Genomic DNA, 19,497 nt, shown 5'->3' with positions numbered 1-19,497 from the left:
CGGGGAAAGTCCGCTCAGCCCACCGAGCCGGTGAGGTGGGGGCGTCCGGAGCGGGCGCCGTGCAGCGTGAAGTCCCATCCCTCCTCGGTCGGGGTGGCGCCGAAGGCCACCGCCGTGGGCAGGGGCACCGGCAGCTTGAACGCCACCGACACGGTGAACGCGTCCGGCAGCCGGTTCTCCAGCGCGGCGAGGCAGCGTGCCTTGCTCCACATGCCGTGCGCGATCGGGCGCGGGAAGCCGAACAGCCGCGCCCCGAGGCGGGACGTGTGGATGGGATTGTGGTCGCCGGAGACCCGGGCGTACTCGGTGCCGATCCTCGGGGTCAGCCGCCAGGTGGCCGAGGCGGCCGTGGGTGGGGCCGCGGGCCGGTCGCGCCGCTCACCGCCGCCACCGCGTCGCTCCCGGCTGAGGTACGTGGAGACGCCCCGCCAGACCTCCTCCCCGGCGACCGACCCGACGAGTACGACGTCGAGCTGCCGGCCGCGGTCGTGCGGCCGCAGGTTCTCGGCGTACGCCGCGAAGTCCAGCCGTTCGCCGGTGTGGACCGGCCGGCGCACGGTGATCCGGTTCGCGACGTGCACCACGCCGGTGACCGGCACCGGGAACTCCGGGGCGGTCATCAGCCGCAGCGCCAGCGGGAAGCCCATCACGTGCGGGTACGTGGCCGGCAGCCGGTCGGCGAGGCGGAACCCGCAGACCCGGTCGTAGTCGGCGAGGTGGTCGAGGTCGACCGGCACCCCGGTGACGACCAGCCGGACCGGGGGCGGTTCGGGCGCCCGACGCGCACCGGCGCCGGGGAGCGTGCCGAGCACCGCACGCCGGTAGAGCGCCCCGGCCGCCGGCATCCGGGGCAGTTCGACGGTGGTCCGGCCGTCGGCGGTGGCGTCCCCGCTCATCACGCCCCCAGCAGGCTCTGGCCGCAGACCCGGACCACGTTGCCGGTGAGTGCCGCGCTGGCCGGCCAGGCCAGCCAGCCGATCGTCTCGGCCACGTCCACCGGCAGGCCGCCCTGGGCCATGCTGTTCATCCGGCGTCCCGCCTCGCGGACCACCAGCGGGATCCGGGCGGTCAGCCGGGTCTCGATGAAGCCGGGGGCCACCGCGTTGAGGCTGATCCCGCGCTCGCGGAGCACCGGGGCGAGCGAGTCGACCAGCCCGATCACGCCCGCCTTGCTGGTGGCGTAGTTGGTCTGGCCGCGGTTGCCAGCGATCCCGGCGATCGAGGAGACCGAGACGAGCCGTCCGCCGGCCGGGATCAGCTCCCGCTCCAGCAGCACGTCGTTGATGCGCTCCTGGCTGGAGAGGTTGACGTCGATGACCTGGTCCCAGCGGTCGGCGTCCATCCGGCCGAGCGTCTTGTCCCGGGTGATGCCGGCGTTGTGCACCACCACGTCGACCCGGCCGTGCCGGCCGGCGAGGTGGTCGGCGAGCCGGGTCGGGGCGTCCGGCGCGGTCAGGTCGAGCTGGACGGCGGTGCCGCCGATCTCGTTCGCCACGGCGGCGAGCGCGTCACCGGCGGCCGGCACGTCCAGCGCGACCACCTGCGCGCCGTCGCGGGCGAGCACCCGGGCCAGCGCCGCGCCGATGCCCCGCGCCGCCCCGGTGACCAGCACGACCTGCCCGTCCAGCGGGCGGTCCCAGTCGGCCGGCGCGGTGGCCGGGCCCGTCTCGACCCGGATCACCTGGCCGGAGACGTACGCCGAGCGCCCGGAGAGGAGGAACCGGAGGGTGGCGTCGAGGCTGGTGAGGGTGCCGGCGTCGCCGTCGCGCGTGACGTACACGAGTTGGGCGGTGACGCCTCGGCCGAACTCCTTGCCGATGCTGCGGGTCAGCCCCTCCAGGGCCCGCTGGGCGGTGGCCTCCCGGGGCGAGTCGCACTCGGCGGGCGGGGTGCCGAGCACGACGACCCGTCCGCTGGGCACCAGCGAGCGGGCGTGCGGGTGGAAGAAGTCGTAGAGCTGGCGCAGGCCGGTGGAGTCGGTGATGCCCGTCGCGTCGTACACCAGGGCGCCGAAACGCGCGGTGGCGCCGGCGGTGGTGGTGGCGGTCGGGTCGGCCAGCTCGACCCCCGCGGCGGTGAGGATCTTGCCGACCGGCTCGGCGAGCCGGCCGCCGGTGGCCGCGCCGACCAGGGCGGGGGCGGGGAGGAGCGGGTCGCCGGGCTGGTGGCGGCGCAGCCGTGGTGGGTCGGGAAGCCCGAGGCGCTTGACCAGCGCGCGGCCGGCCGCCGATTGGACGAAGCTCGCGTACCTGTCGGTCATAGGCGTAGCCTACTGGCGAGTAGGGTACGGGCAACACTCTCGAGGAGGCGGATCGTGCAGAGCATCCGGCGGGTGGCGGTCATCGGCGGCAACCGCATCCCCTTCGCCCGCTCCAACTCGCGCTACGCGAGCGCGTCGAACGCCGACATGCTCGGCGCGGCCCTCGACGGGCTCGTGGCGCGGTACGGGCTGGCCGGCCAGCGGCTCGGCGAGGTCGTCGCCGGGGCGGTGCTCAAGCACTCCCGCGACTTCAACCTCACCCGCGAGGTGGTGCTCGGCTCCCGGCTCGACCCGCGCACCCCCGCGTACGACGTGCAGCAGGCCTGCGGCACCGGCCTGGAGGCGGCGATCCTCGTCGCCAACAAGATCGCGCTCGGGCAGATCGACGTCGGCGTGGCCGGCGGGGTCGACACCACCTCCGACGCCCCGCTGGCCCTCAACGAGGACCTGCGCCGGACGCTGCTCAAGCTCAACAGCGCCCGGACCCTCGGCGAGCGGCTCAAGGTCGCGGCGAAGCTGCGCCCGCTCCAGCCGTTCAAGCCGGAGATCCCACGCAACGCGGAGCCGCGTACCGGCCTGTCCATGGGTGAGCACGCGGCCCGCACCGCCCTGCGCTGGAACATCGACCGGCGCTCCCAGGACGAGCTGGCGCTCCGCTCGCACCAGCGGCTGGCCGCCGCGTACGACCGGGGCTTCTTCGACGACCTCATGACGCCCTACCTCGGGCTGACCCGCGACCAGAACCTGCGCCCCGACACGAGCCTGGAGAAGCTGGGCGCGCTGAAGCCCGTCTTCGGCGCCACGGGCCCGGACGCCGGGCACGCGACGATGACGGCGGGCAACTCGTCGCCGCTCACCGACGGCGCGTCGACCGTCCTGCTCGCGTCGGAGGAGTGGGCCCGCGAGCACAGCCTGCCGGTGCTCGCGTGGTTCACCTGGTCGGAGACGGCCGCCGTGGACTTCGTGCACGGCGACGAGGGGCTGCTCATGGCCCCCGCGTACGCGGTGCCCCGGATGCTGGCCCGGGCCGGGCTGACGCTCCAGGACTTCGACTTCTACGAGATCCACGAGGCGTTCGCCTCGCAGGTGCTGGCGACCCTCGCCGCGTGGGAGTCGCCGGAGTTCTGCAAGGACCGCCTCGGCTTGGACGGCCCGCTCGGCGCGATCGACCGGGACAAGCTCAACGTCAACGGGTCCTCGCTGGCGGCCGGGCACCCGTTCGCGGCGACCGGCGGCCGGATCGTGGCGACCCTGGCCAAGCTGCTCGCGGAGAAGGGCGGCGGGCGTGGCCTGATCTCGATCTGCGCCGCCGGCGGCCAGGGCGTCACGGCCATCCTGGAGCGCTGAGCCGACCGCGCGCCGCGCTCGTCCCGGAGCGCGGCGCGCCCGGTGGGCCCCCGCTCGACGAACGGTCCGGCGCTGGGCCGGGCCGAGGCCGGTCCGGGGGCCGGGCCGGACGGTCCGGCGCCCGTCAGACCGTGCTGCCCCCGTCGATGGCGATCGACGCGCCGGTGATGTGCCGGCCGCCCTCGCCCACCAGGTGGCTGACCGTCGCCGCCACGTCCTCCGGCGTCCCGTACCGGCCGAGCGCGATGTGCGCCCGCTGCGCGTCGGCGTCGGCGCTGTCCGCCCGGTTCATGTCGGTGTCGGTGGAACCGGGGAGGATCACGTTGACGGTGATCCCGCGGGGGCCGAGCTCGCGGGCGAGGGCCCGGGTCAGGCCGTTGACGGCGCTCTTCGTCATGGCGTAGGCGCTCACCCCGGGTGCCGGGACGCGGCTGGCGAAGCTGCTGCCGACGTTCACGATCCGCCCGCCGCCCCGCATGTGCCGCACCGCCGCCTGGGTGGCCAGGAACACCCCCCGGACGTGCACGGCGATGGCCCGGTCCAGGTAGTCCAGGCCGATCTTCTCGATCGGCGCGGAGGCGAACACCCCGGCGTTGTTGACGAGGATGTCCAGCCGGCCCAGCTCGTCGGCGGCCCGGTCGACCGCGCCCACCAGTTCCGCCGCGTCGGCGCTGTCGGCCCGGATCGCGAGACCGCGGCGGCCGTACGACTCGACGTCGGCGACGACGGCCTTGGCGCTGTCCTCCGCCGCCCGATAGGTGAACGCGACGTGCGCGCCGTCCGCGGCCAGCCGTCGCACGATCGCGGCGCCGATGCCGCGGCTACCGCCGGTGACCAGGGCAACCTTGCCAGTGAGTCCGGACACTGTCTCCCATTTCCGTCAGTCGTCCCAACAGGACGATCACCATACCGAGCCGGTGGCCCGCCCGGAGGGGCCCGGACCGGTACGGGAGAATGAGGGCCGTGACGACGATCCCGAACGTGCTCGCTCACCGCTACGCCTCGCCCGAGCTGGTCGCCCTCTGGTCCCCGGAGGAGAAGATCCGCCTCGAGCGGCGGCTCTGGATCGCCGTGCTGCGGGCGCAGCGCGACCTCGGGGTGCCGGTCCCGGACGGGGTCGTCGAGGCGTACGAGCGGGTGGTGGACCAGGTCGACCTCGCCTCGATCGCGGCGCGGGAGCGGGTCACCCGGCACGACGTGAAGGCCCGGATCGAGGAGTTCAGCGCGCTCGCCGGGCACGAGCACGTGCACAAGGGGATGACCTCGCGGGACCTCACGGAGAACGTCGAGCAGCTCCAGGTGCGCCGTTCGCTGGAGCTGATCCGGGACCGCGTGGTGGCCACGCTGGTCCGGCTCGCGTGGCACGCCAACGAGTACTCCGGCGTGGTGATGGCCGGCCGGTCGCACAACGTGGCGGCGCAGGCCACCACGCTCGGCAAGCGCTTCGCGTCGGCGGCCGAGGAGCTGCTCATCGCGTACGAGCGGCTGGAGGACCTGATCGCCCGCTACCCGCTGCGCGGGATCAAGGGGCCGGTGGGCACCGCGGCGGACCAGCTCGACCTGTTCGACGGCGACGCGGAGAAGGTGGCCGAGCTGGAGCGGCGGGTGGCCGAGCACCTCGGCTTCGCACGGGTGCTGGACAGCGTCGGTCAGGTCTACCCGCGCTCGCTCGACTTCGACGTGATCTCCGCGCTGGCCCAGGTCGCGGCCGGGCCCTCCTCGCTGGCCACGACGATCCGGCTGATGGTGGGCCAGGAGTTGGTCACGGAGGGCTTCAAGCCCGGTCAGGTGGGCTCCAGCGCGATGCCCCACAAGATGAACACCCGTTCCAGCGAGCGGGTGAACGGCTTCGCCGTGATCATCCGTGGCTACCTGTCGATGGTCGGCGAGCTGGCGGGTGACCAGTGGAACGAGGGTGACGTCTCCTGCTCGGTGGTCCGCCGGGTGGCTCTGCCGGACGCGTTCTTCGCCGCCGACGGGCTGTTCCAGACGTTCCTCACCGTGCTCGACGAGTTCGGCGCGTACCCCGCGGTGATCAACCGGGAGCTGGAGCGCTTCCTGCCGTTCCTGGCCACCACGAAGATCCTGGTGGCCGCCGTGCGCCGGGGCGTCGGCCGGGAGGTCGCGCACGAGGTGATCAAGGAGCACGCGGTGGCCGTCGCGTTGGGGATGCGCGAGAAGGGCACGCCCGAGAACGACCTGTTCGACCGGTTGGCGGCCGACGGTCGGCTCGGCCTCACCCGGGCCGAGATCGACGAGCTGGTGGCCGACCGGGCGGCCTTCGTGGGTGCCGCCCCCGCCCAGGTGCAGGCGGTGACCCGCCGCATCACCAGGATCGTCGAGGCGCACCCCGAAGCCGCCGCCTACAGCCCACCCCCGATCCTGTAACCCGCCGGCCCCGGGGGCGCTCCAGAGCGTCGATCATGAGGTTGTTGCCGCGACACGCCGGCGCGGTGGGCGACAACTTCATGATCGACGGGCGGGCCCGGCCAGCCCGGCCGACCGGGCGGCCCGGTGGGGCGGTCGGTTAGGAGTCGCGGGTGGGGGTTTCGGCCGCGGTGCGGAGGTTGGGTCCGCTGGGCGGCTCGGCGATGCCGCTCGGTGCGCTGGCGATCTCCGGCTCGTGCGCGGTCTCCGCGGCGACCAGCGGCTGGTCGGGCGGCATGACGTCGGGCACCTTGGGTACGACGATCACCGCCGTGCCGTACGCGCAGATCTCCATCCACATCTCGCCGCAGTCCCGGCTGTCGAACCGCATGCCGATCACGGCGTTCGCGCCGAGCCGGCGGGCCTCCTCGCCGAGGCGGGCCACCGAGTCGGTACGCCACCGGGTGAGGTTGTCCGGGGCCATGGGGTCGTACGCCCCACCGCGCAGGTTCTTGACGCCCTCGCGGTAGGGGTTCCGCGTCCTGGCCATCGATGAGACCACCTCGCCGAGGATCTGGCGGATCTCGTAGCCGGGCAGTTCGTCCGTCGTCACGACCAGCACGGTTCCGATGCTGTCAGGGTGGCCGGCATCCTGATCGTGAGCATTGTTCACCTGGTCGGATGCTGAAAAACGGCGCGGCGCGGACGGCCGGCGCTCCGCCGGTCATCCGCGCCGCTCGGGGACCAACCGTCAGACACCGGCCACGGAGGTGATCCAGGCCCGGTTGTACGCGACACTGCCGTAGTTCTGGATGCTGTAGCCGTCCGCCGTCGAGGCGACGCCCACCTGCTGGCCGTTGTAGAACTGCGGGCCGCCGGAGTCGCCCCGCCAGGCGTTGCCGCTGATCCGGGTGCTGCGGATCGCCTGGCCGCCGTACGCGTCGGTGGCGCTGTTGCTGGTCACCTGGACGGTCGCGGTCTTGAGCTGGGTGGACGCGGAGCAGCCGCTGTAGCAGGTCATGCCCCACCCGTAGATCGAGTTGGTCGAGCCGATCGGCGGGTTGCTGCTGGCCAGCGTGACGGTGGAGGTGCTCACGGGGCTGGAGAGGCGCATGAGGGCCAGGTCGTAGCGGGTGTAGGTGGCGCTCACGGTGCGGGTGACCCCGCCCGAGGAGCGGTAGACGCTGCCGACCCGGACCGACATCGAGCCGCTGATGCAGTGCCGCGCGGTGAGCACCCACTGGGAGGCGATCACGCTGCCGGAGCAGGTGAACGAGCCGTTGCTGAAGACCGCGGCGGCCCACGGGGCGGACGAGACGGTGCCGCCGCCGATGATGGGCTGCGGGCCCTCGGGGGCGGCGGTGGCGCCCGAGGCGGCGCCGAAGACGCCGATCATCGCGGTGCTGATCGCGACGAGCAGGGAACGGATGCGCATGCAGGGCTCCTTGTGGAGGTGGCCCGGGTTCGCCGGGCACGGCCTACCGGTCGGCGGGCGGGGGTGGCCCGCCGGCCGGGGACATACATCGATGTCCGACGATGTACGGTAGGGCCCTGAGATGTGGTTCACAAGTGTTTCATCGAACAACACGAACCTTTTCCGGCGGGCGGCCGGGGCGGCGTGGATCCTCCGCCGGTCAGGGGGAGCAACCGGACGAAACGCCACGCGCGGCAACGAACCCGCATCGGGAACGCAACGACTCCGTATCGGTGGCCCGGGCCCCCGCGCCGTCCATGTCGATCACTGTCTGGACGCGTCCGGCCGGTGCGGGCGTAGCCACATCTGCCAGGTAGGCTGGCTGCGCTCGCCCCTTGTGGGTCGGCACCCAACTGCGTACACAGTCAGGAGTGCCCAGTGCCTCGCGTCGTCGTCGACGTCATGCTCAAGCCCGAGATCCTCGATCCGCAGGGCCAGGCCGTCGCAAACGCGCTGCCGCGGCTCGGCGTCAGTGACGTCGCCTCGGTCCGGATCGGCAGGCGGATCGAGATCGAGTTCACCGGCGAACCGGACCTGGACCGGGCCCGGGAGATCGCCGACAAGCTGCTCGCCAACCCGGTGATCGAGGACTTCACCGTTCGCCTCGTGGAGGCCGACGAGATCGCGGGTGCCTCGTCGTGACCGCGCGCGTCGGAGTGGTGACGTTCCCCGGCTCGCTCGACGACGGGGACGCGGCCCGTGCCGTACGCATCGCCGGCGCCGAGCCGGTCCGTCTCTGGCACGCCGACCCGGCGCTGCACGGGGTGGACGCCGTCGTCCTGCCGGGCGGCTTCTCCTACGGCGACTACCTGCGCTGCGGCGCCATCGCCCGGTTCGCCCCCGTCATGGAGACCATCGTCGACGCGGCCCGGGGCGGCCTGCCGGTGCTCGGCATCTGCAACGGCTTCCAGATCCTCTGCGAGGCGCACCTCCTGCCCGGTGCGCTGACCCGCAACCAGCACCTGCACTTCCGCAACCGGGACCAGTTCCTGCGCATCGAGACCGCCGCCACCGCCTGGACGAACGGGTTCCAGCCGGGCCAGGAGGTGCTCATCCCGGTCAAGAACGGCGAGGGCTGCTACGTCGCCGACACCGCGACGCTGGACCGGCTCGAGGCCGAGGGCCGGGTCGTCGCCCGCTACATCGGCGGCAACCCGAACGGGTCGCAGCGCGACATCGCCGCCGTGACCAACGAGGCCGGCAACGTGGTCGGCATCATGCCGCACCCCGAGCACGCGGTCGAGGAGCTGACCGGCCCCTCACTGGACGGCCTCGGCTTCTTCACGTCGGTCCTCAAGCACCTGGTCGGGGCGCCGGCGTGACCGGCGGCGGCAGGATCATCGGTCAGCTCAACCGCCCCGCGGGCGGCCACGAGCGCAGCGAGGAGAGGTCATGACCACCCATCCGGACCCGGTACGGGAGACACCGGAGGCGTACCCGGCGACGCCGGGCCCGGCCGCCGTCGTGCCGCCGGCCGCTCCGGCCCAGCCCGTGGCGCCGGCAACCGACGAGTGGGCACACGGCGTGGACACCGTGCCGCGCGCCGCCGGCACGCCCGGTGAACTCCAGCCGTACGCCGAACTCGGCCTCCGCGACGACGAGTACGACCGCATCCGGCAGATCCTCGGCCGGCGGCCCACGCAGGCCGAGCTGGCCATGTACTCGATCATGTGGAGCGAGCACTGCTCCTACAAGTCCAGCAAGGTCCACCTGCGCCAGTTCGGGGAGAAGGCCCCGCCGAGCGACCGCCTGCTCGCCGGGATCGGTGAGAACGCGGGCGTGGTGCGGGTCTCCGACCGGCTGGCGGTGACCTTCAAGGTCGAGTCGCACAACCACCCGAGCTTCGTGGAGCCCTACCAGGGCGCGGCGACCGGCGTCGGTGGCATCGTCCGGGACATCCTCGCCATGGGCGCGCGGCCCGTCGCCGTCATGGACCCGCTGCGCTTCGGCGCCGCCGACCACCCGGACACCGCCCGGGTGCTCCCCGGCGTGGTCGCCGGCATCGGCGGCTACGGCAACTGCCTCGGCCTGCCCAACATCGGCGGCGAGGTGGTCTTCGACCCCTGCTACCAGGGCAACCCCCTGGTCAACGCGCTCTGCCTCGGGGTGCTGCCCGTCGACCGCCTCCAGAAGAAGGAGGCCGCCGGCCCCGGCAACGTCGTGGTGCTCATGGGCGCGAAGACCGGCCGGGACGGCATCGGCGGCGTCTCGGTGCTGGCGAGCGCCACGTTCGACGAGGGCAGCGAGCAGCGCCGCCCGTCGGTGCAGGTGGGCGACCCGTTCACCGAGAAGCTGCTCATCGAGGCGTGCCTGGAGCTGTACGACGCCGAACTGGTCGTCGGCATCCAGGACCTCGGCGGCGCCGGGCTGACCTGCGCGCTCACCGAGACCGCCGCGGCGGCCGGCACCGGCATGCGGGTCTGGCTGGAGCGGGTGCCGCTGCGCGAGCCCTCGATGGAGCCGCACGAGATCCTCGCCAGCGAGTCCCAGGAGCGGATGCTGCTGGTCGTCGCCCCGGACAAGCTCGACGCGGTGCTCAAGACCGCCGAGAAGTGGGGCGTCCTCGCCACCGCGATCGGTGAGGTCACCGCGCCGTCGCCGGACGGCCAGCCCGGCCGCCTGGTCGTCACCTGGCGGGACCACCTGGTGGTCGACGTGCCGCCGGGCTCGCTGGTCGACGACGGTCCGGTGTACGCGCGGCCCATGCGTGAGCCGGCCGACCTGATCCTGCTCCAGGCCGACCGGGCCGAGACGCTGCCGCGTCCGGCCGACCCGGAGGCGCTGCGGGAGACGGTGCTGCGGATGATCGCGTCGCCGAACCTCGCCGACAAGACCTGGGTCACCGAGCAGTACGACCGCTACGTGCTGGGCAACACCGTGCTCGCCCAGCCGGAGGACTCGGGCGTGATCCGGATCGACGAGCGGACCGGGCTCGGGGTGGCGCTCTCGGTGGACGGCAACGGCCGCTACGCGCGCCTCGACCCGTACCACGGCACGAAGCTCGCCCTGGCCGAGGCGTACCGGAACGTGGCCGTCACCGGCGCGACGCCGATCGCCGTCACCAACTGCCTGAACTTCGGCTCGCCGGAGGACCCGGCGGTGATGTGGCAGTTCGCCGAGGCCGTGCGCGGCCTGGCCGACGGCTGCGCCGAGCTGGGCATCCCGGTGACCGGCGGCAACGTGAGCTTCTACAACCAGACCGGTGCGGCGGCCATCCACCCGACCCCGGTGGTCGGTGTGCTCGGCGTGCTGGAGAACGTGGCCGACCGGGTGCCGATGGGCTTCGTGCCGCGCGCCAACGGCGACCACGACCAGATCTACCTGCTCGGCGAGACGCACGTGGAGCTCTCCGGCTCGGAGTGGGCCTGGGTGACCCACGAGCACCTCGGCGGCATCCCGCCGCAGGTCGACCTCGCTCGGGAGAAGGCGCTGGCCGACCTGCTGGCGGCGGCGGCCCGGGTGGGCCACCTCAGCTCGGCCCACGACCTCTCCGACGGTGGGCTGGCGCAGAGCCTCGTCGAGTCCTGCCTGCGGCGTGGCGTCGGGGCCCGCATCGCGGTGCCGGAGCGGTTCGCGGGCGGCTCGATGCCGTTCGTCTACCTGTTCAGCGAGTCCGCCGGGCGGGTGCTCGTGTCGGTGCCGCGCGGGCACGAGAAGGCGTTCGCCGCGCTCTGCGCCGAGCACGGCGTGCCGCACGAGCTGATCGGTGTCACCGACACGGCCGGCGGTGCGCTGGAGGTGCACGGCCAGTTCCGGATCGGCCTGGACGAGCTGCGCGCCGCGCACACCGCCACCCTGCCCCGCCTCTTCGGCGGCGCCGAGCTGGTCGAGGTGCCCGCGCCGGCGTCCGGCGTGGCGGGGGCCGTCGAGGCGGTCCCGCTGCCCACCGACGGCGACCCGCGGCCGGTGGACCCGGCCGAGGTCGTGAGCGAGCCCATCGCCTCGTCGGGGCCGACCCCGGTGACCGGTGCGGCCGAGCCGGTCGACACCCCGGCGGAGCAGCCGACCGACGTGCCGGCGGAGTCGGGTGAGGCCGCCTCGCCGGGCGGTGTGATCGCCACCCCGCCGGTCGAGACGGCCGAGGAGCAGGCCAGCGGGCCCGACACGGCGCCCGACGGCACGACCGGGTCCGGTGACTCCGGGCAGCCGTCGGCGCCCGACGAGCGCTGAGGCGTTGAGGGCGGCCGTCTTCGCCCAACCCGGTTCCGGCGCCCGGTTCGACTGGGGCCTGACCGGTGCGGCGGAGCTCGGCCGCGTCTGCGCCGCCCTGGTGGTGGTGGACGTCCTCTCGTTCACCACCGCCGTCGAGGTGGCGGTCTCCCGGGGTATGCGGGTGCACCCGTTCCCGTGGGGCGAGCAGGCGGCCGAGTACGCCCGCCGCGTCGGCGCGACCGTCGCGGTGGGCCGCCGGAGGACCAGCCCGGAGCAGCCGTGGTCGCTCTCGCCGGCGGCGCTCAGCGCCGCCCCGGTCGTCGCCGACCTGGTGCTGCCCTCGCCGAACGGTTCCGCGATCAGCGCCGCGGCCAGCGCCACCGGCCTGCCGGTGGTGGCCGCGTGCCTGCGTAACGCCCGCGCCGTCGGGCGGTGGCTGCTCGACCAGGGGTACGGCACGACGGACGCCCCGGTCGGCGTGGTGGCCGCCGGGGAGCGCTGGCCGGACGGTTCGCTGCGCCCCAGCGTCGAGGATCAGCTCGGCGCGGCGAGTGTGCTGGACGCCCTCTCCGGCGCGCCGGGTGGGCTCTCCGTCGAGGCGGCCATGGCGCTCGCGGCGCTGGCCAGCACGCCGGACGTGCCCGCCGCGGTCCGCGGCTGCGTGTCCGGCCGGGAACTCGCCGAGGGCGGCTTCGCCGAGGACGTGGAGATCGCCGTACGGCTGGACGTGTCGGACGTGGTGCCGCTGCTGCGCCACGGCGTGTTCTCCGCCGCCTGAAGCCGCCCGTTCCTGCTGGGCCCACACACGTACGCGGAAGGGGCCGCCCGGATCTCTCCGGACGGCCCCTTCCGCTACGTCGGATCAGTCGTCCAGCCAGTCCAGCCGGCGGCCACCCCGGTCCTGGTGCGCGGCGCCGTCGCGGCCCCGGCCGCCCTGGTCGCCGTAGTAGCCGCCCTGGTCGTAGCCGCCGCGGTCGTCGTAGCCGCCCCGCTGGGTGGGCGGCTCCTGGCCGTACGCGCCGGGCTGGCCGTACCCGCCCTGGTCGTAACCGCCACGGTCGTCGTAGCCACCGCGCTGCGTCGGCGGCTCCTGGCCGTAGCCACCGCGCTGCGTCGGGGGCTCCTGGCCGTACGCGCCGGGCTGGCCGTAGCCGCCCTGGTCGTAACCGCCGCGGTCGTCGTAGCCTCCCCGCCGGTCGTATCCGCCGGTCGGCTCCGCGTCCCTCCCGTACGGCGCCGGCTCGGCGTGGCCGTAGCCCTGCCCCTGGTCCTGCTCGTACAGCCCGGTGGCGTACGGGTCGGCCGGGGCGGGGTACTGGGTGCTCTCCCCGGTGTACCGGCCGGTCGGCTCGTCGTAGCGCTCTCCGTAGCCCGGGCCGTCCGAGGCCGGCGGGTATCCGGCCGCACCGGCCGGGCCGCCGTAGTCGCGGCTGCCGTATCCGCTGCCGGAGGAGGGAGCGGTGCCGTATCCGCCATCCGAGGACGGCGTGTTGCCGTACCCGCCGCCGGACGACGGGGCGTTGCCGTAGCCGCCGGCGGGCCCGCCGTAGCCACCGCCCGCACCCGGGGCGCCGCCGTATCCGTCACCACCGGCTCCGTACCCGCCGCCGGAGGACGGGGCACCGCCGTAGCCGCCCGCGCCGTAGCCGTTGGGCTCGTCGCCGTAGCCGCCACCGGACCAGCCCGCCCCGCCGGCGCCGCCGCCGTACGGCTGCGTGGGCGGAACGCCGTACGGGTCCGGCGGCACGTCGTCGACCACCGGGCGGTGCATCATCGTCGGTGCGTCGCTCAGCGCCGTGCCACCGACCATCGTCGGGTCCGGGCCGACACCGGCGCGGTTCACCACCCGGGTCTGGTCGTCGGCACCGCGGAACGCGCCCCGGGCGGCCGGCACCGCGCCCGCAGCCCCGGCCGCGACCGGCGCGTCGTCGCCCGCGTCGTCCGGGTTCTCCTTGCGCTTCATCCAGAGCAGCACGATGGTGCCGACACCCGCGGCGACGAGCAGGCCGCCGAGCAGGATGATCAGGATCGAGCCGAAGCCGCCGCCCGAGTCCTCGTTCGAGGCGTTGGCCGCCGGGGCGTCCGTCGCCTCCTCGGCCTCGCCGGTCACTTCCTCGGTGGGCTCCTCCGACGGCTCCTCGGTCGGCTCGACGCTGGCCGACGGCGTGGGGCTCGGCGTCTTCTCCACCTTGATCGGCAGGCTGATCCGCTTGCCCGTGATGGCCTGGCCGGCGCTGGCGTTGAAGCTCGCGATCTCGCGTACGTCGTCGAAGCTCGCGCCCACGTCGATCCGCCCGGGCGTGATCGGCTTGGAGCTGCTGCCGGTGAAGCGCCAGTTGCCGCTGCCGTCGGTGGTCGTGTCGTAGCGGTGGCCGCCCGAGTCCTGGAGGATCACGAAGGCGTTCGGCACCGGGTCACCGGAGTCCTTGACGACCACCTTCCCCGAGACCGACCGCACGGTCTGCGCCTGAGTCGGAGACGGGGCGGCCTTGCCCTTCACGGTCAGGGAGAAGTTGCCGGTGGCCGGGTCCGACTGGTCCGGAACGACCCGCACGGTGACCGTGGTGTTCGCATCGGCGGCGTTGTCGTTGGCGCTAAGCGTCAGCAGTTGGGTCTTCGACTGGCCGGGCAGCCCTTCAAGGTTCAACCGGCCGCAGCCGCTGGAGCAGGTGACGCCCGGCGGCAAGCCGGTGAGGCTGATTTCACCATTCTTGTCTCCGTTGCCCGGGCTGACGCGGACCGTGACTGTGGTGTCACTGCCAGCGTTCAGGCTGACCGAGGTCGGGTTGACGCTGACCTCGGCGGCCAAAGCTGGTGTGGCGGGGAGGGCGAGCAGGGCGCCGGCAACCAGCGCTACGACCACACCGGCCCGCTGCTTCCAGGCACGTCGGTGTGTTGACACGTCCACCGCCTTCCGGACTGACTTCCCGCACCGGCGGCCGCCGGGTCGGGGATCATCACGGTACGAATACACCGTCGGCAACTATGCCTTGTCGGGCTGCCCCGGCGCGACCCAGGGCCGGCGTCGGAAGCGGCCGGCACGGGTCGTATCGTCCCGTCGTGTCCTCTCCGCACATTAAGTCCGCCGCGGTCGCGACGGCGTTGTCGGCGCTCGACGAGGGGCGTGTCCCCGAACGGCCGGTCCTCCGGGAGGCGGTCCGGACGCTGCTGGCCGCCCTCGCGGAGCGCGCCCCCGGCCGATCGGTGGAGGTGCGTGTCCCACCATACGGCGCGATCCAGTGCCTACCCGGTCCCCGACACACCCGTGGCACGCCGCCGAACGTGGTGGAGATGGATCCGGAGACGTGGCTCCGGGTGGCCACCGGGCGGCTGGAGTGGGCGGACGCGGTCACCGAGGGTCGCGTACAGGTGAGTGGGGTCCGTGCGGACCTCTCCGCCCATCTGCCGCTCTAGCTGCGCGTCCGTCCGGATCGAAGGTAACTGCCCGGAGGCGAATCGTGACTTTCAGTATCGATGGCGATTCGCGTACACTGTCAGGCGAACCAGTGGTCCCGGCCGAGGAGCGGATCCGACACCCGTGATCCCGCGAGGCCCGTTACAGACCCATGCATGAGGGAGCGGCAGGTGCCCCGAGGCGACGGCCGGCTGAGCCACGACCTTGATCCCCAGCGACCAGGCCCCCAGGACGCGTGCGGCGTCTTCGGGGTGTGGGCCCCGGGGGAGGAGGTCGCCAACCTGACCTACTTCGGTCTCTACGCGCTGCAGCACCGGGGCCAGGAGGCCGCCGGTATCGCGGTGAGCGACGGCTCGGGTGTCGTCGTCTACAAGGATCTCGGCCTGGTCGCGCAGGTCTTCGACGAGCCGACGCTGGCGAGCCTGCGCGGGCACGTGGCCATCGGCCACACGCGCTACTCCACCACCGGCGGCTCGACCTGGGAGAACGCCCAGCCGACCCTCCGGTCGACCAGCGCCGGCACGACGATCGCCCTCGCTCACAACGGCAACCTGGTCAACACGGCGGATCTCCAGCGCGAGGTCGCCGACCGGGGGCTGTCGACCGACGGCGCGACCAACGACACGTCCCTCGTGACGATGCTGCTGGCCAGCCGCCCCGACCTCTCCGTCGAGGCGGCCGCGATGGAGGTGCTGCCGCGACTGCGCGGCGCGTTCAGCTTCGTCTTCATGGACGAGTCGACCCTCTACGCGGCCCGCGACGCGCACGGCGTACGCCCGCTGGTGCTCGGCCGGCTGGAGCGCGGCTGGGTGGTGGCCAGCGAGACGGCGGCGCTCGACATCGTCGGCGCGAGCGTGGTCCGCGAGGTCGAGCCGGGCGAGCTGATCGCGATCGACGAGGACGGCCTGCGCTCCTCCCGGTTCGCCGTGCCGGAGCCCAAGGGCTGCCTCTTCGAGTACGTCTACGTGGCCCGCCCGGACGCCACCATCGCCGGCCGGAACGTGCACGCCGCGCGGGTGCAGATCGGCCGCCAGCTGGCCAAGGAGCACCCGGTGGAGGCCGACCTGGTCATCCCGGTGCCCGAGTCCGGCACCCCGGCGGCGATCGGCTACGCCGAGGAGTCCGGCATCACCTACGGCCAGGGCCTCATGAAGAACCCGTACGTCGGGCGCACCTTCATCCAGCCGTCGCAGACCCTGCGCCAGCTCGGCATCCGGCTCAAGCTCAACCCGCTGCGGGAGAACGTGCGGGGCAAGCGGATCGTGGTGGTCGACGACTCGATCGTGCGCGGCAACACGCAGCGGGCGATCGTGCGCATGCTGCGCGAGGCGGGCGCCCTGGAGGTGCACGTACGGATCTCCTCGCCGCCGGTCAAGTGGCCGTGCTTCTACGGCATCGACTTCGCCACCCGTGCGGAGCTGCTGGCCAACGGGCTGGACACCGAGGGCATCCGGCGTTCGATCGGCGCCGACACGCTCGGCTACGTCTCGCTGTCCGGCCTGATCGCGGCGACCGAGCAGCCGAAGACCCGGCTCTGCCGGGCGTGCTTCGATGGGGAGTACCCCATCGAGCTGCCGGCGGGCAACCTGATCGGCAAGCACGTGCTCGAAGGGGTGGGCCGGCGGGTGGCCGCCAGCGCCCCGGAGCACACCACCCCTCCGCTCGTCGCCACTCCGGGCGGCGCGACCGTCCACCGCCCGTAGCACCACCGGGTGCGGCCCGGTCACCACCGGCGTCGTACCCGAGAAACACAAAGGGGAGAACCGTGACGCACGTGTCCGAGCGCAGCGGCGCAGGAACCAGCCCGACCGGAGCCGGCGGCGACCGCCAGCCCTGGACGGCCGGCACCGGCCGCCAGGCGCGCAAACGCTCGGTCTCGTACGCGGACGCCGGCGTGTCCATCGAGGCGGGCGACCGCGCGGTCGAACTGCTCAAGTCGAAGGTGCGGCAGACCCGGCGCCCGGAGGTGCTCGGCGATCTGGGCGGCTTCGCGGGCCTGTTCCGGCTGGACACGAAGAAGTACAAGAACCCGATCCTCGCCTCGTCGACCGACGGCGTGGGCACCAAGCTGGTCATCGCCCAGCAGATGGACATCCACGACACGGTCGGCATCGACCTGGTCGCCATGGTCGTCGACGACCTGGTCGCCTGCGGCGCGGAGCCGCTGTTCCTGCTGGACTACATCGCCACCGGCGAGGTCGTGCCGGACAAGGTCGCGGAGATCGGCGCCGGCATCGCCGACGGCTGCCGGTACGCCGGCTGCGCCCTGCTCGGTGGCGAGACGGCCGAGCACCCGGGCGTGCTGCGCCCGGACGAGTACGACATCTCCGCCACGGGTGTCGGCGTGGTCGAGGAGAGCGAGATCCTCAGCTCGGAGCGGGTCGAGGTGGGCGACGTGGTGATCGCCATGCGCTCCTCGGGCCTGCACTCCAACGGCTACTCGTTGGTCCGGCACGTCCTGCTCGGCGCGGGGCGGATGCGGCTCGACGTGGTGATCGACGACTTCGGCCGGCAGCGGACCCTCGGCGAGGAGCTGCTGACGCCCACGAAGATCTACGCGCAGGACTGCCTCAAGCTGATCGCCGAGGCCGAGGTGCGCGCCCTGGCCCACGTGACGGGCGGCGGGATCCCCGGCAACCTCGTGCGGATCCTGCCGGAGCACGTCGACGCCGTGGTCAACCGCTCCACCTGGCGGCCGCAGCCGGTCTTCGACCTCATCCAGTCGAAGGGCCGGATCGAGGACGCGGAGATGGAGGCGACGTTCAACATGGGCGTCGGCATGTTCGCCATCGTGTCGGCGGAGGACGCGGACCGCGCCCTGGCCACGCTGACCGGTCGGGGCGTCGAGGCGTGGCAGGCCGGCGAGATCATCGAGGGCTCCGGGAACGTTCAGATGGTCGGCCAGCACACTCGCGGCTGATCACTCTGCGCTGATCATACGAGCACCTGATCAGGGGTTCACCCGAGTAGCCATCGCCGCCTAGCCTGAGGGGCACCCTCAGGCGCACAAGGGAGGGCGATGGCTGCTCGGGGACAGTCGGTCGGTGGGATGCGCGGCGTGGCCGCCGTCCCGTCGTACGTCGTCATGCAGCCCACCACCCTCTGCAACCTGGACTGCGCGTACTGCTACCTGCCGCTGCGCGCCGCCGACCGGCGGATGCCGGTGCCGGTGGCCGAGGCGGTGGCGGCCTCGGTGAACCCCTGGGCCTCGGCCGGCCGGTTCTCGGTGGTGTGGCACGGCGGCGAGCCGCTGGCGGCCGGCCGGGAGCACCTGGCGGCCCTGATGGCGCCGTTCGCGCCCGAGGTCGAGCACCACGTGCAGACCAACGCCACGCTCATCGACGACGCCTGGTGCGACTTCTTCCAGGAGCACGGGGTGCGGGTGAGCGTGAGCGTGGACGGGCCACGGGAGCGCAACGACGACCGGGTCACCCGGGCCGGGCAGCCGGCGTACGACCGGATCATGCGCGGGGTGTCGGTGCTGCGTCGGCGCGGCCTGCCGTTCTCGGCGCTCGCCGTCGTCTCCCGGCCGCGGGCCGGGCTCGCCGCCGAGCTGTACGACTACTTCCTCGACCTCGGTTGTGACGTGCTCGGCATCAACATCGAGGAGACCGAGGGGGTCAACACGCGCGGCAACGCGCACGATCAGGCCGACGTGACCGCGTTCTGGGCCGAGCTGGTGGCCGCGTGGCGCCGGGAGCCCCGCATCCACCTGCGCGAGATCGAATGGTCCCTGCGGTACGCCGCGGCGGTCCTGGACGGCGTGGCGGACGACCTGCTGCCCCGCCAACTGGACCCGATCCCCACGATCGGGCACGACGGGTCGGTGACCGTGCTCTCCCCGGAGCTGGCCGGCTTCACCGACCCCCGGTACGGCGACTTCAGCAGCGGCAACGTGCTGGAGAGCCCGCTGGCCGAGATCCTGGCCGGCGCGGAGCGCACGCCGTGGGTCGGCGAGTTCCTCGCCGGCGTCGAGGCGTGCCGGGACACCTGCCCCTACTTCGGGTTCTGCGGCGGCGGTCACGCCGCGAACCGCTACTTCGAGCTGGGGCGCTTCGACGGCACGGAGACCGAGCACTGCCGCAACAGCAAGATCCGCCTACTGGAGGGAGTGTTGGAGCATGCCCGAGACCACCAGTGACCGGCAGCCTGAGCGCACGGCGGGTGCGAGCCCGGCCGGTGTCGCCAAGCGGGTGCGGGACGCCGCCCCGGGGCTCATCGCACTGCTGCGCGAGGCTGAGACCGCACGGCGGCTCCGGGCGGAGGTGGCGGGCGCGAGTGGTGGCGGCGCGGTCTGCGCCTGGAACCACTTCGAGAACATCCCGACGTTCTACAACTGGAACAACCGGCCCCGCTGAGGGTGCGGCACCGGGGTCAGGGGCCCGTCCGGCGCGTGGCGCCTGGCAGGCCCCTGACCGTCGGTCGGTACGCCGCTGCCGGCGAGCACATGCGTGAGCACGCGGGGCTCACCGCGTGCTCAGA

16 protein-coding genes and 1 pseudogene are annotated in these 19,497 nt (G+C 73.4%); 11 read left to right on the top strand and 6 right to left on the bottom strand.

Annotated features, from left to right (window positions below; all coding sequences use genetic code 11):
* Window positions 1–14: 14 nt before the first annotated feature.
* Together D7I43_RS10060 and D7I43_RS10055 are read right to left on the bottom strand one after the other, a co-directional pair.
* Window positions 15–896 (bottom strand): MaoC/PaaZ C-terminal domain-containing protein, encoded by an 882-nt coding sequence (locus D7I43_RS10060; RefSeq protein ID WP_120328371.1) that lies wholly within the window; start codon window positions 894–896, stop codon window positions 15–17.
* On the bottom strand, window positions 896–2,260 hold the full coding sequence (locus D7I43_RS10055; protein WP_120328165.1) for a 3-oxoacyl-ACP reductase: 1,365 nt from the start codon (window positions 2,258–2,260) through the stop codon (window positions 896–898). The genes D7I43_RS10060 and D7I43_RS10055 overlap by 1 nt, the downstream gene beginning before the upstream one ends.
* A 54-nt stretch (window positions 2,261–2,314) precedes the next feature.
* Here D7I43_RS10055 and D7I43_RS10050 point away from each other — a divergent pair, with 54 nt between their 5' ends.
* On the top strand, window positions 2,315–3,607 hold the full coding sequence (locus D7I43_RS10050) for an acetyl-CoA C-acetyltransferase (RefSeq protein WP_120328164.1): 1,293 nt from the start codon (window positions 2,315–2,317) through the stop codon (window positions 3,605–3,607).
* A gap of 124 nt (window positions 3,608–3,731) precedes the next feature.
* Here D7I43_RS10050 and D7I43_RS10045 read toward each other — a convergent pair whose 3' ends face one another.
* Entirely contained in the window at window positions 3,732–4,472 is a 741-nt protein-coding gene (locus D7I43_RS10045) for an SDR family NAD(P)-dependent oxidoreductase (RefSeq protein ID WP_120328163.1), read from the bottom strand.
* A gap of 98 nt (window positions 4,473–4,570) precedes the next feature.
* Here D7I43_RS10045 and purB point away from each other — a divergent pair, with 98 nt between their 5' ends.
* The gene (gene purB, locus D7I43_RS10040; RefSeq protein WP_120328162.1) at window positions 4,571–5,995 is read left to right on the top strand and encodes an adenylosuccinate lyase; all 1,425 of its coding nucleotides are present in this window, start codon (window positions 4,571–4,573) and stop codon (window positions 5,993–5,995) included.
* A gap of 139 nt (window positions 5,996–6,134) precedes the next feature.
* Here purB and D7I43_RS10035 read toward each other — a convergent pair.
* Together D7I43_RS10035 and D7I43_RS10030 are read right to left on the bottom strand one after the other, a co-directional pair.
* Window positions 6,135–6,702: pseudogene (locus tag D7I43_RS10035) on the bottom strand (YbjQ family protein).
* 23 nt (window positions 6,703–6,725) lie between these two features.
* Window positions 6,726–7,409, bottom strand: a complete 684-nt coding sequence (locus D7I43_RS10030; RefSeq protein WP_120328161.1) for a S1 family peptidase — start codon at window positions 7,407–7,409, stop codon at window positions 6,726–6,728.
* 417 nt (window positions 7,410–7,826) lie between these two features.
* Here D7I43_RS10030 and purS point away from each other — a divergent pair, with 417 nt between their 5' ends.
* The 4 genes from purS (at window position 7,827) to D7I43_RS10010 (ending at window position 12,378) form a co-directional block, all read left to right on the top strand.
* On the top strand, window positions 7,827–8,090 hold the full coding sequence (purS, locus tag D7I43_RS10025; protein WP_120328160.1) for a phosphoribosylformylglycinamidine synthase subunit PurS: 264 nt from the start codon (window positions 7,827–7,829) through the stop codon (window positions 8,088–8,090).
* Complete coding sequence (gene purQ, locus D7I43_RS10020; RefSeq protein WP_120328159.1) at window positions 8,087–8,770, top strand: phosphoribosylformylglycinamidine synthase subunit PurQ; 684 nt, start codon at window positions 8,087–8,089, stop codon at window positions 8,768–8,770. Before purS ends, purQ begins: the two co-directional genes overlap by 4 nt.
* 70 nt (window positions 8,771–8,840) lie before the next feature.
* Window positions 8,841–11,618, top strand: coding sequence for a phosphoribosylformylglycinamidine synthase subunit PurL (purL, locus tag D7I43_RS10015; RefSeq protein ID WP_240032886.1), 2,778 nt, complete (start codon window positions 8,841–8,843; stop codon window positions 11,616–11,618).
* Window positions 11,619–11,622: 4 nt separating this feature from the next.
* Window positions 11,623–12,378: a 2-phosphosulfolactate phosphatase gene (locus tag D7I43_RS10010; RefSeq protein WP_120328158.1), complete on the top strand. Its 756-nt coding sequence runs from the start codon at window positions 11,623–11,625 to the stop codon at window positions 12,376–12,378.
* 84 nt (window positions 12,379–12,462) lie between these two features.
* Here D7I43_RS10010 and D7I43_RS10005 read toward each other — a convergent pair whose 3' ends face one another.
* Window positions 12,463–14,502, bottom strand: a complete 2,040-nt coding sequence (locus D7I43_RS10005) for a carboxypeptidase-like regulatory domain-containing protein (RefSeq protein WP_120328369.1) — start codon at window positions 14,500–14,502, stop codon at window positions 12,463–12,465.
* 158 nt (window positions 14,503–14,660) lie between these two features.
* Between D7I43_RS10005 and D7I43_RS10000 the strand changes: the two genes are divergently transcribed.
* From D7I43_RS10000 to amcA, 5 genes are all read left to right on the top strand, one after another.
* Complete coding sequence (locus D7I43_RS10000) at window positions 14,661–15,014, top strand: sterol carrier family protein (protein WP_120328157.1); 354 nt, start codon at window positions 14,661–14,663, stop codon at window positions 15,012–15,014.
* Between the two features lie 171 nt (window positions 15,015–15,185).
* On the top strand, window positions 15,186–16,718 hold the full coding sequence (gene purF / locus D7I43_RS09995) for an amidophosphoribosyltransferase (protein ID WP_120328156.1): 1,533 nt from the start codon (window positions 15,186–15,188) through the stop codon (window positions 16,716–16,718).
* A gap of 62 nt (window positions 16,719–16,780) precedes the next feature.
* On the top strand, window positions 16,781–17,935 hold the full coding sequence (gene purM / locus D7I43_RS09990; RefSeq protein ID WP_120328155.1) for a phosphoribosylformylglycinamidine cyclo-ligase: 1,155 nt from the start codon (window positions 16,781–16,783) through the stop codon (window positions 17,933–17,935).
* Between the two features lie 129 nt (window positions 17,936–18,064).
* Complete coding sequence (amcB, locus tag D7I43_RS09985) at window positions 18,065–19,156, top strand: cyclophane-forming radical SAM peptide maturase AmcB (RefSeq protein WP_328853778.1); 1,092 nt, start codon at window positions 18,065–18,067, stop codon at window positions 19,154–19,156.
* A complete protein-coding gene (amcA, locus tag D7I43_RS09980) occupies window positions 19,137–19,373 on the top strand; it encodes a multiple cyclophane-containing RiPP AmcA (protein WP_120328153.1) in 237 nt (78 codons plus the stop codon). Before amcB ends, amcA begins: the two co-directional genes overlap by 20 nt.
* Window positions 19,374–19,497: the final 124 nt, after the last annotated feature.

Origin of the sequence: Micromonospora globbae (assembly GCF_003610785.1) — a bacterium.
Taxonomy (GTDB): domain Bacteria; phylum Actinomycetota; class Actinomycetes; order Mycobacteriales; family Micromonosporaceae; genus Micromonospora; species Micromonospora globbae.
This window is presented reverse-complemented; position numbering and strand designations above follow the sequence as displayed.